At 43.5% G+C, this 14,056-nt stretch carries 15 protein-coding genes; 1 reads left to right on the top strand and 14 read right to left on the bottom strand.

Annotated features, from left to right (window positions below; genetic code table 11):
- Window positions 1-128: 128 nt before the first annotated feature.
- The 12 genes from ACSFXN_RS06735 to ACSFXN_RS06680 form a co-directional block, all read right to left on the bottom strand.
- A complete protein-coding gene (locus tag ACSFXN_RS06735; protein WP_437149408.1) occupies window positions 129-635 on the bottom strand; it encodes a GNAT family N-acetyltransferase in 507 nt (168 codons plus the stop codon).
- A gap of 222 nt (window positions 636-857) precedes the next feature.
- Complete coding sequence (locus ACSFXN_RS06730; protein ID WP_437149407.1) at window positions 858-1,643, bottom strand: MBL fold metallo-hydrolase; 786 nt, start codon at window positions 1,641-1,643, stop codon at window positions 858-860.
- 260 nt (window positions 1,644-1,903) lie between these two features.
- Complete coding sequence (locus tag ACSFXN_RS06725) at window positions 1,904-2,560, bottom strand: YIP1 family protein (RefSeq protein ID WP_437149406.1); 657 nt, start codon at window positions 2,558-2,560, stop codon at window positions 1,904-1,906.
- A 68-nt stretch (window positions 2,561-2,628) separates the two neighbouring features.
- The gene (locus tag ACSFXN_RS06720; RefSeq protein ID WP_437149405.1) at window positions 2,629-3,501 is read right to left on the bottom strand and encodes a phosphotransferase family protein; all 873 of its coding nucleotides are present in this window, start codon (window positions 3,499-3,501) and stop codon (window positions 2,629-2,631) included.
- A gap of 103 nt (window positions 3,502-3,604) precedes the next feature.
- Window positions 3,605-4,141, bottom strand: a complete 537-nt coding sequence (locus tag ACSFXN_RS06715; RefSeq protein WP_437149404.1) for a short-chain dehydrogenase — start codon at window positions 4,139-4,141, stop codon at window positions 3,605-3,607.
- Between the two features lie 134 nt (window positions 4,142-4,275).
- The gene (locus ACSFXN_RS06710; protein ID WP_437149403.1) at window positions 4,276-4,485 is read right to left on the bottom strand and encodes a hypothetical protein; all 210 of its coding nucleotides are present in this window, start codon (window positions 4,483-4,485) and stop codon (window positions 4,276-4,278) included.
- A gap of 121 nt (window positions 4,486-4,606) precedes the next feature.
- Entirely contained in the window at window positions 4,607-5,059 is a 453-nt protein-coding gene (locus ACSFXN_RS06705) for an SRPBCC family protein (RefSeq protein ID WP_301857297.1), read from the bottom strand.
- On the bottom strand, window positions 5,056-5,400 hold the full coding sequence (locus ACSFXN_RS06700; protein ID WP_437149402.1) for a MerR family transcriptional regulator: 345 nt from the start codon (window positions 5,398-5,400) through the stop codon (window positions 5,056-5,058). The genes ACSFXN_RS06705 and ACSFXN_RS06700 overlap by 4 nt, the downstream gene beginning before the upstream one ends.
- Before the next feature lie 508 nt (window positions 5,401-5,908).
- Window positions 5,909-7,156 carry a hypothetical protein gene (locus ACSFXN_RS06695; protein WP_437149401.1) on the bottom strand — a complete coding sequence of 416 codons (1,248 nt, stop codon included), beginning with the start codon at window positions 7,154-7,156 and terminating at the stop codon, window positions 5,909-5,911.
- A gap of 931 nt (window positions 7,157-8,087) precedes the next feature.
- Window positions 8,088-8,537 (bottom strand): SRPBCC family protein, encoded by a 450-nt coding sequence (locus ACSFXN_RS06690; protein WP_437149400.1) that lies wholly within the window; start codon window positions 8,535-8,537, stop codon window positions 8,088-8,090.
- Window positions 8,538-8,648: 111 nt separating this feature from the next.
- Window positions 8,649-9,368: a 3-ketoacyl-ACP reductase gene (locus ACSFXN_RS06685; protein ID WP_437149399.1), complete on the bottom strand. Its 720-nt coding sequence runs from the start codon at window positions 9,366-9,368 to the stop codon at window positions 8,649-8,651.
- A gap of 253 nt (window positions 9,369-9,621) precedes the next feature.
- Window positions 9,622-9,993, bottom strand: a complete 372-nt coding sequence (locus tag ACSFXN_RS06680; protein WP_300989075.1) for a nuclear transport factor 2 family protein — start codon at window positions 9,991-9,993, stop codon at window positions 9,622-9,624.
- Between the two features lie 81 nt (window positions 9,994-10,074).
- Between ACSFXN_RS06680 and ACSFXN_RS06675 the strand changes: the two genes are divergently transcribed.
- Window positions 10,075-10,260 carry a hypothetical protein gene (locus ACSFXN_RS06675; RefSeq protein ID WP_437149398.1) on the top strand — a complete coding sequence of 62 codons (186 nt, stop codon included), beginning with the start codon at window positions 10,075-10,077 and terminating at the stop codon, window positions 10,258-10,260.
- Between the two features lie 126 nt (window positions 10,261-10,386).
- Here ACSFXN_RS06675 and ACSFXN_RS06670 read toward each other — a convergent pair whose 3' ends face one another.
- Together ACSFXN_RS06670 and ACSFXN_RS06665 are read right to left on the bottom strand one after the other, a co-directional pair.
- Window positions 10,387-11,619 carry an AI-2E family transporter gene (locus ACSFXN_RS06670; protein WP_300989079.1) on the bottom strand — a complete coding sequence of 411 codons (1,233 nt, stop codon included), beginning with the start codon at window positions 11,617-11,619 and terminating at the stop codon, window positions 10,387-10,389.
- 208 nt (window positions 11,620-11,827) lie between these two features.
- Window positions 11,828-13,924: a sensor domain-containing protein gene (locus tag ACSFXN_RS06665; RefSeq protein ID WP_437149397.1), complete on the bottom strand. Its 2,097-nt coding sequence runs from the start codon at window positions 13,922-13,924 to the stop codon at window positions 11,828-11,830.
- Window positions 13,925-14,056 lie beyond the last annotated feature (132 nt).

Raw genomic sequence — 14,056 nt, 5'->3', positions numbered from 1 at the left:
ATGGACCTAGGCAATTATTAAATTTTAACAAACCGTCTTCGTTAAAACGAAAAAAGGACCCCAGAGGATCCATTTTTGATTTTCAAGCAAGAATAGTTAATTCAATCATGATGCTGCCTCGGCCAACTTCATTTCACCGTCAGTTCGAAATATGGCTCTTCTTGCTGGGTATCATCAAACCATCTCTTGTCAATAAACTGAAATCCCACTTTCTGCAGCAGTTTTAACGAGCGTTCATTGCCGGGAGCGGCGGAAGCATAAATCGTTTCAACGTCGGAATGTCTTTTTGCCAATTCGATGCAGGCTTGGACAGCTTCAGTGGCATATCCTTTGCCCCAGCTGTCTTTTTCAAGATGGCACAGCAATTCCGCAGTGTTTAGGGAATCACTGATATTAAAGCCGGCAGCACCGATCAAGTTTCCGGATGCTTTCTCAATAATGCCGTACACGGAGAGCCCGCTTTTCAGGTAACAGCGTTTATAGCCTTCCAGGACGCGCGGGAGGGCTTCCAGAGAAGTTGTTCCCCCTGACTCTCCCATAACTTCCGAATTGCCCCAGAAGCGCACTGCAGCGCTTAAATCGTCTTGAGACAATGTTCTTAAATGCATTCGCGGCGTTTCATATACTTTTTCCAATTCTTGTACCTCCAATAAGTGTATTGGTTAGGTGATGCTGAACCATCAAGTCTAAGGAGCCTGCCGGTTACAACACGAAATCACACCTTTGATCGTATAGACGGTTTCCAGGCAAGCCATATACCGGTCAATTTCGACTTCGGCGTCCAGCGGTTCCCGGAATTCTCACATCACTGCTTCAGTGGAGTGTTCACTCACGGTCCCATGTTCCACTTCCTGTCATTATCCGTTCAGTATGGAAGTCACAATGTGCTTAGAATCCCATTCACCTTTAGAAAACCCGATGATAGGAAAGCTTGTGGGAAATACCGTTTCATTGATTTCCCTTATCGATAAACCACTGTCATTCAAAGCCTGCACTTTTGAACTGAGCTTTTCAAGATTGGCCAGTTTTTTCGCGAGCATGTCCTTGCCGTTTTCAAAATAACCGGAGTGAGCGCAAAACATCGATTTAAAATCGGATTGCAGCAATTGCCGAATCGAGTTCATGATGAGTGGAATCGATTCACTGTCCATAATGACTTTTGTTTTCGGTGAAACGAATAAGTCGCCTGTGAACAGCTGCCCGGTTTCTTCGTTCAGAAACGACACATGGTCTTCTGCATGGCCCGGGGTATGTATCACTTTCCATTCACCATTGCGGGATTGAATGGTTTCCTGGAGCGGCAGCGGAATGAAGGCTTTTCGGCCGCCCCAGGTTTGCTGCCGGTACGGCGGATAATCGCCTGGTTTCTCGCACACTTCTATGCCGATCGGATGCCCATAAATTGGGGCTTTCAGATTTTCCTGAATCCAAGCTGCCATGCCGGTATGGTCTTCATGATTGTGCGTGAGCACCACTTGATCCAGTTCGTGCTGATTATAAAAAGGGATCAGTTCTTGTCCGAGATTTTCCGGCCCTGTATCGACCAGCATGCCATCGACGAGGTAAACAAATACTTTTCGGCCGAAGTTTTCGAGGGTGCCTTCAACGCACATCACATTTTCTTTTTGATAAATGTCGATCATCTGAACGCCTTCTTTCATTTTAAGCTAGCATGATTTATGATTGTCTTTTCTTAAATTATTTTCCTGCCTTCTTGTATGTCTTCTTCCTGCAACTTCATTTGTCCTCCCAGTCTTTTTTGTTTTATTACCTTTCATTTTTTGTTTTCGTCGTTTTTCTTATTGCGTTTTTGGTTTTTTTATTGCTTCCTTATGTAGTTTTATACATTTATTACTATTCTCTTCTGTATTTCACCAAATAAAAAAAGAAGACCGAAGCCTTCTTAAGCGGCAAAGCTGAAAAATAGAATTGCCAGCACTATCGCAATGACAGCAATAATGACACCGATAATGAGTGACGGAATCATAATGGTAAAAAAGCCTTTCCAGCTGGAGATGCGATGTGCTTCCCCAATGGCTTTGCTGTTGATAAAGATACTCCAGATCGTTACAACCGTTATGAGGACGGAGCCGAAAATCGTCAGGATAAGCCCCCCGCCATCACCTTGCATTCCGTCTGGCTGGGCAAAATACGTTTCCGGTGCCGCCAGCATCCAAATCAGATAAACAGGGATTAACCAAATTTGCGGAATCGTCGCTGCTCCAGTAGCTTTAAAAAGATCCTGATAAGTACCGACGCCTTTGAATATCTTGCCAGCGACCAGATAAATCCCTGCCATAATGGAAAAAATCATCAAAATAAAGATTGGGGCCGCAATGATGGAGCCAAGTATGATGCCCCATACCGGCATCAACTCATTTAGCTCAGTATTGAAGGCCCCTACCAGACCGCTGCTAATGCCGGATAACAGCATCAGTAAAATGACATAGCCCATTGATTTTTCCTCAATTACATACCGCACCGTTTCTCTTGTTTTCAGCCAAATGGCTGTGAAAGGATTGACCTTTCCGTAAGTCGTTTTTTCTTTCAGATGCACCATCGTCTTTTCCCCTCTCTCTTTAATCATTCATACGATTAAGATTCCCAAAAGTTTCAAACCGGTAAAATTCATAGGTATTTCATTTCTAAGAATTTTTTTAAAGCATCTCGGCAGTCGATATCTTGCTGATTTCTCATAGCATACAGCAGTTCATGAAAAACCGGCTGCAAGCCGTAAAATGCTTGGACTCTTTTGAAAATCGCTTCAATCTTTTCTGTGCCTCTATAGTTTTCCAGTACTTGTTGCGTGAATGACGGCCCGAAGTCCCAATAAATTCCTGCAAAATCAAATGCCGGATCTCCGATTTGGGCATCCGTGAAATCAATGATGCCGGTAATCCGGTTTTCCGCACTTTTGAAAACGATATTGGAGGCGGTCAAATCTCCATGGATTACGGTAGAGGAAATTGCTAATGGATCTTGTTGGAATAAAAAGCGTTCGAACGTGTCCTGTATTTCGTATTGCGCTTCTTGTTCGATACACGGAAAAATTTCTTTCTGGACGTCGCGATAGAATGTTTTCCAATAAGCTGTGGTATGCTTTTTTTCCATATAATCTGGGATTTCCAGGCTATGTAATTGTGTCAAAAATTCTCCCAGCAATTTGGCGTTTTCAATCATTCCTGCTTTTTTGAACTTGCTGCACATATCTCCTTCGATTAAGTCATAGCATCCACAAACTATTTGCTTGTCGTCTCCGTATAAAAGAGTGACATCCGGTATGCTCAAAGGCAGCTCTTTCTGTTTCAATAAGTCACCAAGCAATCTTGCTTCCATTTCCGCTTTTTTTGCCACTTCTTTGTTTTTAGGAAACCGGAAAACTTTTTTGTCATTGATGAACACAATTTCGTTGTCCCATCCCGTTTTCTTTTCTTCTATTTTGCAAATCTCCATTTCAGGCATCGCTTGTTTGATGAATATTATTTTCTTTTCCAGTTCCATAATCGTTGTCACCTTTCTTTGTTTGCATGGTTTTGATTTTTCTGAATTTACCTTATGTAGTTTTCTACATATATTAGAGAAAAAGCTATTTAGTTGATATTTTTTACTGTGGCCTTGCTTCATACGGTTCAATTTGCCCAATGATGCTTGCCGTGTCCGTTGAACCGATTTGCCGAAAAATTCCTTTTGAAATTTCTTCATGGCTCAGCCACCGCGTTTCTCCTGCTTCGCGCATATAACCGAGAAAGATTTTTTGATAAGCGCAGTTTTCGGGCAGGCCAATTTCTTGATCCTGGAAATATCTCTTGCTCCCTTTTATGTGCAGCAATTGAAAAGGAACTTTGCTTGCATTCAGCTTGCATATCCACTCCAACGCTTTATGATTCGATGTCCAGCTGATGATCAAATCGAAGTTTCCCCGTGCCTCAATGGCTTCTTGGACCAGCCCGAAGATCTCTTCTGAATCGTAATCAGCTTGAATAGGGAAAATCGCTTCCGGCTGCTGTTTCAACAAAGGCCTGAACTTATTTTCCGACCGGCCAATGACGGATACATGCCATTTTTCGGCTGCCAATGCTGTACAAACCCCTGACAGCATGCCGGTTCCGCCGATTACAAGTGCGTGTGGAATAGGGTTCATCATGTCACCTCCAATAATGCTGTGATGTCTTCCTGATTTTTAAGGATAAACGTTTTCTCCGGGTAGGACTGCAGCTTTTGAATAAATTCCGGTTTCATGGTTGCCTCAAAATACCGATTCCAGCCGAATCTCTTCTAAAAGATGCGTAGTGTCTGCCGGTAATTGGCCGTCTCCAACTGCAATTTCTGCTTGATGAACCATTTAATGATGCGGCAAGTCCGGACAGTTGGCAGAATATCGAGAAACACAATCATAATTCTTAGTTTTGCAGTTATGGTTTTTGCCAGCGTTGTTTTCCCGCTGCCTTTCCCGCTGCCGACTGAACCGATTATGTATACTTTCATTTTACACACATCTCTCTACGATTTTTCTTCTTTCTATTATAGCGAAGCAAAATCCGGCAAGGTCTTTATGTATAAAATAAAGCGCTTGAACGCTACCGGAAATCCGGCAGGTCCAGGCGTGTTAATTTTTCAATGCTTGCTGTTCCACTTTTCCCATGAACTCATGGACAACTCTCATATTGCTTTTTTCACTGCCAAGCTTCAGCATGGCCCGGCCGACAAAGTTAATGCCTTTGTTTTGCCCTGAGTAAGTGAATCTTGTCCGGTCCTTGCCGATTTTTTCTAAAGCGACTGTATAGCTGACTTGAAATGCCCCTCCTAGGACAAAACTTGTCTGCTTAAATTTCTTTTCATCGGTGTCTTCATAAGCGAGCGTCTCCACCACATAAGTCTCTGCACGTCTTCCTTCCCGGTAAGTCTGTTCATGCTTCGCCCCCACTTCATGTGGCTGTTTTTCAATCAATCGGTGCTGTTCCACTTTCGGCATGATTTTCTGGATGTTTTCATCGGCAAACAAGTTCCAGATCTTTTCTATATTGGCATCAATTATTTTTTCTTCGCTCCAAGTAATCATTCCGCTTCATCCTTTCCACTTGCTAAAAATTCATCCATTTCCTTGACAAGCGCTTGCAGGTCTTCAATTTGTCCCAGCAGGTTCTTCCGCTTTTTCAAAAGCAGCGTTTCCAGATTAAGAAGTGATTTATCTTCCATCACCCGCTTCATTTCCTGGATGCTTAGCCCGAAGCCTCTCAGCTGGATCAATAAAACCGCTAAGAAGTAACCGCTATCGTCATAATAACGGTATTTATTCACCGGAACAATAAAAGAAGGTTCCAACAGCTCCGCTTCTGCATAATAACGCAGCGTTTCTTTTGATAATCCGGTGATATTCGAAAACTCGCTGATTATATACATCCAATTGTCGATTGAGAATAAAATTGTTTAACTTTTGCTCTTTTTCAAAGTAAAGTTGTTTAAAAAGATAATCATCTAAAACACAAGTTGTTAACATGGATTAATAAAACATAAAAAAATCGATCAGGTTAAACACAACCTGATCGATTTTTTATTAAACTCCTTCTATATATATTTCAACATTGAACAAGATATTCCCGCCTTCTCATATTTCAGAAGCCCGACTGCACTCTTCTCGCTTTCATCTAATTTCCATTAGAAGAATGCCGATATGCCTTTCGAAATAAATAGCGCACTTTTGCGAATTTCTTCAGTGAACTTTGATCGACAGTTCGAGTATTTTACGAATTAGCTCAGTTAAAGAAAAAGTGTCTTCCCAAGGCGGTGCACCCTTAATTCTGACCGTTTTATATGGGTTCCTTCTTTCTGTATTTTGCTCCCATTTAAAGCTTCGGCTCATTCGACACCTGTGAAACCGTTTGAGCCTCATCGAAGCATAACGGCTGTTCTATTCATACCGATCGATAACGGAACTGACATCACCGAATCCTAAAAAATACCATGCTGCCCAATCTTCCTCCGTCAGCCCCTCCGCCTCCAGGTAAGTGAAAAAATGGTCCATGGCGACACCGTTGGAATCAGACGCCTTTTGCAAGAAAACACTGGCTTCTTCCAAGCTGGCGGCAAAGGCTTCATCGGATGGACCGTCCCCTCTTTTAAGAAGTGCCCTTTCAAGGATAGCGGATGCTTCGCCCTGCCACTTCAATGCCTCGCGGAAGTTCTCTTGGAATCCGATGAGATGAGCCGCATTCTCACCAAGCAGTGTGAAATCCCAATCCGCCGCAATCTGGTCAAGGGCTAATCGGTAGCCCTGACCCATCCGTAACAGGGCAATCGGGTCGGCCGTACGTTCTGATCCGAATCCCGTGATGATCGGCACGATGTAGAAGATTTGGGTCATCTCGTATTCGTTGACGGCATAGGTGAGGTCGTTGATGAAGTAGATCAGGAAATGCTCCCTTTCCGTCAGTTGTTTCGGTACATTGGGTTCTGGTGGGTTCTGGCTCGCATCATCAAATTCAGGGAAACTGTCATATAGGGCGATCAGGCTGTCGTTGAGTCCGCCGATATGGGTGTCGGATGCCGCCATCAACTTGTTGAATTTCTCGACTCTTCGGTACACCTCGTCATGCGTGGTGGTGCCATCTCCTTCCATCAGCCCCTCATGCAACACGAAAAGGGCGTCCGACCGAAGCGTAAGGGCTTGATACAGGTCATCCCCCGCTGCGTAAAGAAGCTTGCGGCGTTCGATTGATCCCGTGAACGTCATGGACAGCAGTTCGGTACGAATTTGCTTGTAGTCAGTGACCAGACCCAGTACATCCTCTGTTACGTCCTCGCCGTTGGTCGTCCCCCAGAGTTCATCCCTTCTTTCATCCAATCCATTCAGTCGGTCCAAGAGCCCCACTAATTCAGGTTCGATATACGCAGTGAAATAATCGTAATCGGTGACCTTCTCCCAATCGGCAGATGCATGGTCGTCATTCCCTGGCATGGTGACCATCGGGGCAGAACTGCGTGTTGGCATTCCCTCATTATCATGGAGATTCATATTTTGCGCATTAGATTCGTTTTCATGTGGCAGGCTGGTTGACGCAAGGGGCATCTGTGCACTCCATCCACTCCCTGCCACCAAGGTCGTAAGTGCAATAGTAGCGATCCGTCTGAATACTTTGTTCGTTGATGAAGAAGTCATGGTGACTCACTCCGTTCGTTGGTTGAAATTTGTCCTTTTTCTCATTTGACTGGCAAAGGATTCTCTATTCACCTGTATCTGCAACTGCACTGTACGCATCATAGTCCAAGTCATACCAAAATCTGTAAATCCTTCTGCCTCCATGTAACCGTATAGTTTGCTGATGGCAGCGTTTTTCCGCTCTAAAGCGTAACTGAGCGTAGTCCAACGCAATTTGTTCCATCGAATCGAATTCTGAAAATTTTCTCTTGCCCTCCCAGACAGCCACCCAATTCTCTTCCCAAAGCGTGTTAAAGGATTCAAAGAGCGCAAAATGTTTGGTATTTTCCGTTGTGTCCCCTCGAATGGCAGGCTGTACAGGCGGTCTCATAGTCTTCCGAAATCTAAGATGAATAAGGCGATGCAATCTAATTGACTGGAAATCGGCTCAAAATAACTTCATTGATTTACGAAACTCCTAGTGTGTTTTGTGAATCCTCTTTTCCGCAGACAACCTTTCCTGCTTATAAGTAATACGGTGTTCCAGGGGGACCTCCAGTTCTCCCTGACTTTCCCATGGAACTTTGTAGAAGACTATATGTATTTTGACACCTTCATTATATTCTTAGCAGACGCTTTAGAGCAACATAAAATTTCAGAATATTCTATACTTTTTAACAAAAACATCAATTAGATTCAAAGAAAATTTAAAATCATTGTTTTTTGAGAGTATAAAGATATACTTAAGTGGTGTTTTTTACTAGGCTGATGGCGAGTTAACAATTCGTTTCCATTTCGACTTACAGGTATTGAAAAATATGGCTACCGATAGGTTCATTTCCGTTTCATTCAACATTTATTTTTAGCCAAGTGGTGCACCACCCGGTCAATAACGCAATGAAAAATCCGGCAGCCGCTTTTCAGCAGATGCCGGACTCATCTATCAGGTCTATCATTTGGTTGCTTCGGATTCGACCCGGTCCATAAATGCCTGAACCGTTTCATTGCGCTTCGCTTTGCTTCCGGAAAGCATCATCGCTTTAGCGGCCAAAGTCAGTCCTTTTTGGGTTCCTTCATAAATGAAAAGCGTTTCTGTTTCAGATGCTTTTTCGAGTGTATAATGATAGTCCACTTTGAAAAGCTGGCTCATGGTAAAGCTTGTATGCCGGTATTTTCGTTCCGGTAAATCTTCGTAGGCAATCGTTTCAACGATATAATTCTGCAATTGTTTGCCTTCGTAGTAACTCTGGGCATGTTTGGCACCGGCTTCGTCGTCATTGTTCTCCAGTAAAATATGATCTTCTATTTTCGGCATGAGCCGTTTGATATTTTTATCCGAGAACAGGTTCCAGACCGTTTCAATATTTGCCGGAATGACCCGTTGTTCTTTCCATTTGACCATCTTTTCCTCTCCTCACTGATTCGGCTGCTGTCTTTCAATACCCATATCGTATCATATTCCCACACGAAAAAAAGTACCGGAAACTAGTGGTCACCGGTACTTGGTCAGTTTTTAGAATGGATTCGTTGCCCACTGGCTGGATGTCGGGATAAATATACGCGGATGCAATTTTAACTGGGCAACCATGTATTCTGCAATATCTTCTGGCTGCATAAATTTCTCTTTGCTGTTCTCCGGTTCTTGTCCGCTGCCGAAATTGGTGATGACCCGGCTCGGCGTCAAAGCAGATACCCGGATATTGTGTTTGCGCACTTCCTGGGACAAAGCTTCGGTCATGCCGAGGACGCCGAATTTCGAAGCGCTGTAGGCACTCGACCCCGCTGTCCCTTTCAACCCGGACATGGAAGAGATATTGATGATGTCGCCGCGTTTTTTGTCAATCAACTGAGGCAATACGGCGCGCGTCACGTAATACATGCCAAGCAAATTGACGTCAATGGTCTTTTTCCATTCGGCAGGGTCGATGTCGAGGAATGGGCCGAAACTGCCGATTCCAGCATTATTGATGAGAATATCTGCAGTCCCTAGCGACTCGGTTAAAGATGCGACTGCGTTTTCCACTTGTTCCATCGAAGATACATCAGCTGTGGCAAACGCCGCTTTTACCCCCATAGCTTGCACTTCTTCCGCTACTTTCTGCAGATCACTTTCAGTGCGGGCGATCAGTCCGACATTAACGCCTTCTTTAGCCAATGCCAAAGCAGTTGCCCGGCCAATGCCTTTCCCCGCTCCTGTAATAAATGCGATTTTCTCTTTTAATGATTGTGCCATGTACCATTCCGCCTTTCGTTTTCAAGTGCTGCATAATCCTTTCATTCCCTTTTTCTTACTGGCTACACATGATCTGCGGTACGGATACATAAAAAAAACCACCCAGTGCATCAACACCGAGCGGCAAAGCAGAAATTGAAAGGTCCCGTCAAGAGAGACCGGCTTACAGGATTTTTTATCGGATAACCCGCAGAGTTAGCTCAAAGGGATTTTTTTGTTTGATGCCGTTGCGACAAGCCTGAAGCCGGCACAATCATCCTTTCACATCCAGAATAAATGAAGTCAGTTCCTTGATCTTACCGGATCCTTCATTTTCCAGTTCATAGATGTCGCAGTAAGTATAAATTTTTTCATCTCCCGCTTCCGTATTGGTATGCATTTTCCCTTTCAATGCGACGGCATTTCCGCTGGCAATCAAATTTTCGATGGTTAAAACAACCGTAGTGTCGTTGCCCATGCCCATTTCCTTGACGCAATTGATGAATTCCTCTCGGCCGACTGACTTATTGCCATACATCATCCACACGACATCTTCCGCCACATGGTCTGCCAGAAAATTGATATCCCCTTCGATAAAAGCCCGGTTCACTTTTTCAAAAAACTGCTGATTGGTTACGACTGACATATAAAGTTCTCCTTTCAATCTTTTTTCTTCTCAGTCCATTTAAGGTACACTAAAGATTCAATAACTGATGGAGGAACGTTTATGAAAACTTCGACGGTCTTAATTATTACCCTTGGCTTCATGCATGTCCTGACGCTGATCAACATTCTATTGTTTGAAGGCATGTTCGACGATATTGTCTTTTTCTTCAATACCGCCTTTTTCTTTTTTGCTTTAGCTTTCTATTCGTGGCGCAAAGGAAAACCTGCGAACAACCAAAACGATTAATCACCCAAATGAAATCATGCAGATGATTTCATTTTTTATTTGCAAATTTGATGGCTTTAACTCGCTACCACCTCCTTGCCTTAACCATTTCAAGTATTTCGGAAAAATCTATTGTGATGCTTAATATTACTGCAGTTTTTTTCGGACAGACAGCTGCTTCCGTTTTTTCTTCTCTGATACCAGCGGCTTTGGCGCCGGATTGAAATTGTCATCATAAAGACCGGTATAGGTCCGGTACCAAATAAACAAATGGACAAACACGACTTTGCAGACGGCGAATACCGGTATTCCCAGCACGACGCCGGCAATGCCGAATAATTGGCCCGCTGTCAGCAAAACAGCAATGATGGTCACCGGATGGATATTCAAATTGCTTCCGAGAATCAGGGGCTGGATGATCCGGCCTTCAAGTGTTTGTTCAATGAAAAACACAACCAGCACTTTTGCCAGCATAAGCGGCGGATGGGCCACGAGGGCCACGATGACAATAGGAATAAATGCAATAAAGGAACCCAGAAAAGGAATAAGGTTTAACGCCCCCGCCATGATGGCAAGAATCAGTCCATATTCAAGGCCGATAATCGTAAAACCGATAAAGAACATCAGTCCGACAAAAAAAGCGACGAGCAGCTGGCCGCGTATATACTGGCTGATTTGCAAATTCATTTCTTTCAACAAGACATAGGTTTTTTCACGCATGCGAGAAGGCACTAAGTTCATGATATGATAAGGCAGATTATGGCCGTCTTTTAACAGATAAAACAAAATGATCGGTGTTGTAATCAGCGCTAGAACCGTATTTGTAACGACACCCACGACACTGCCGATGCCTGTGACTGTCGTATCGACCACTTCATCCGTTTGATCGGTGATGGAGGTTGTAAGGCCATCCGCATCTCCCGTCAATCGGCTTTGCAGCTGGGACAAGACATCACTTCGGAGCAAAGAATCGATTTGGATCACTAAACTGTCAATATAAGCCGGCAAATTGGCGAGCAGGCTTTCAAATTGTTCCCGCAGGATTGGGATGAGGATGGTCACTCCCCAAATGATCAGTCCGAGCAACAAGCCAAATACCATAATGATGCTGCTCACCCGGGGGATGTTTTTCTTTTCCATCCAATCAATCAGTGGATTAAGCAAATAATAAAGAACGCCGGACATGACGATCGGCAGTCCCATCACTTTAAAAAAACCTTGAATTGGCCAGAACAGAAATGTAATGCGGGACAATAGATAAAGATTCAAAAAAACCAATAACACGACCAATAAGATTGCAACCAGTTTATTATTCAAAAACCATCTTCCAAACCACGTGGCGACTGTCCGCATATTCAACTTTTCTTTTTCGGGCTCCATCCTGCTATCCTCCTTCTCCCAAAGTCTGAACGGCAAAAGCAGCATCAACGTAAAAAAACAGCCAGACCGCAATCAATGAAGAAGGCAATTTGGCTACTTTCCGGCAACAGATAAGAATCTTCCTAATAACGGAAGAATTTGTTAAGTGGTATTAATAGAGTTCCCTTTTTCACTTAAAATTATTCCTTAAATCGCAAATTCAGCGCATTTAATAATTCATGCTCCCATAAGGAAAAATGTGTTTTTCTGCCGGCATGGGGCGGCTGAAATAATAGCCTTGGCCTTCGTCGCATAATTCATCCCGTAGATACCCGAGCTGCACCTCGTTTTCAATGCCTTCCGCTATCACGCCGATATTCAATTTGTGCGCTAAAGCGATGATGGAGGAAGTGATGGCTTTGCCGTTCAAATCGCTTTCAATGTCTTCGATAAAACTGCGGTCAATCTTTACCCGGTCAAAGGCGAACTGGCGAAGGTAGCTTAACGATGTATAGCCTGTGCCGAAATCATCAATTGACATGGAGATGCCGAGTTTTTTTAATTGCCGCAAACTGTCTTTCACGACTTCTGTATTTTCCATCAAGATGCTTTCAGTAACTTCCAGTTCCAGCCATTGCGGGGCAAGTTCTGTTTTATGGAGGATGGCTTTGACTGCGTCCACAAAATCCGGTCGCTTCAACTGGATCGTAGAAATATTGACGCAGACTTTAAACGGAGGATGGCCTGCGTTTTGCCATTCCTTATTTTGCTGGCAAGCCGTTTCGAGCACCCACTTGCCAATCGAAATTATTTGTCCGCTTTCCTCGGATATCGGGATGAAGTTATCGGGCGGAATCACTCCCAGAGTGGGATGGGTCCAGCGCAGCAAAGCTTCCATGCCATTCAGCTGCTCCGTTTTCAAATTGACAATCGGCTGATAAAACAGCTCAAATTCGTTGTTTTCAATGGCAGATTTTAAATCTTTTTCAACAGCCACTTTAAAAATTGTTTTAAAATCAAGTTCTTTCGAATAAATGGTGAAATTATTGGAGCCTTGTTTCTTCGTGTAGTACATCGCAGTATCCGCTTTTTTGATCAAATCGAAAGCCGTTTCATGTTGATTGTCTATAAACGCAATGCCGATACTGCCGGAAATGGTCACCGAATGGCCAGACACGTTAAATGGTTCTCTTATCGAGGCAATCAGCCGCTTTGCAATTCCCACCGCTTCCTGCGGTTCCGTTGTCGGCAAAAGGACCGCAAATTCATCGCCTGCAATTCGGGCCACTGTATCGCCTTTACGAAGATTTTCCACTAAGCGCTGAGCGACTAATATCAAGAATTCATCACCTAGGGAATGGCCTAAAGAATCATTGATGAACTTAAAGCGGTCCAGGTCCAAGAAAAGGACTGCAGGCTTACAGTCACTGATTTTCGCCATTTCCACTACTTGTTGAAGGCGGTCTTCAAACAGCCTCCGATTCGGCAGTTTCGTCAAAGAGTCATAAAACGCCAAGTCTTCCATTTGTTTTTTATAGAGCAGCTTTTCTGTGATGTTTTTGGCAATGCCGTAAGCCCCGACAATTTTACCATCTTGCTTCTTGGGAAAGTTCGTGACTTCCAAATGCAACGGTGTTCTGTCTTTATGGTAAATTGAAATTTCATAGCTATTAGTAAAGCCCTGTAATGCTTGTTCAAAATAATCCATCGTTTTCGGCAAATGTTCGGGCAGCAGTAACGGTGTAAAGGACATTTCCAATAATTCTTCAGCAGTGTAACCGGTCAAAGTTTCACAGCTTGGATTGACATCAACGAATTTCCCGAAAAGATCAAAGGTAAAAATAGCATCCGGATTCGTATAAAAAAGAGAATGGAAGCGTTCATTGTTCTCTTTCAGCAGCTGGTTCACCATTACTTCTTCCGTGACATCAATAACGGTTCCCGCCATAACGGCAACGTTATTGATCATCGATTTGGTGGAATGGATTTCGGTATAAGCCAACGACCCGTCTTTTTTCACGATCCGGACGCGGTAGCGGGATTTTGCATCTTTATTTTCCAGTCGATTATGGATAATCTCCATGACAATAGCCAAATCTTCCGGATGGATCAGCATTGCCAATGCCTGAGGGTTATTCAGAATTTCTTCTTTGGTATATCCGGAAAAGTCGCTGAACCGTTTGTTGATATAACTGTAAACTCCGTCTCTTAAAACATACATACAGACGGCGGCTTCTTCCACTAAACTAGAAAACATCTCCAGTAAGAAATCCGGATTATCTCCGCTAATGATAGAATTTCGAATATTGTTTTCTATGTTGTCCAATCTATCACTCCTCACTAAGGACGAAAGGCCGTATATCTTTCTCCTTGTTCTGTCTTTTAAAATACTTTAACACGTTTAAGTGGAACTTAGATTGTTTGCAATAAAAAATTATGGGTTTTTTTTACTTTTATT

Source organism: Planococcus sp. 1R117A (genome assembly GCF_051417975.1).
GTDB lineage: Bacteria > Bacillota > Bacilli > Bacillales_A > Planococcaceae > Planococcus > Planococcus shenhongbingii.
This window is presented reverse-complemented; position numbering and strand designations above follow the sequence as displayed.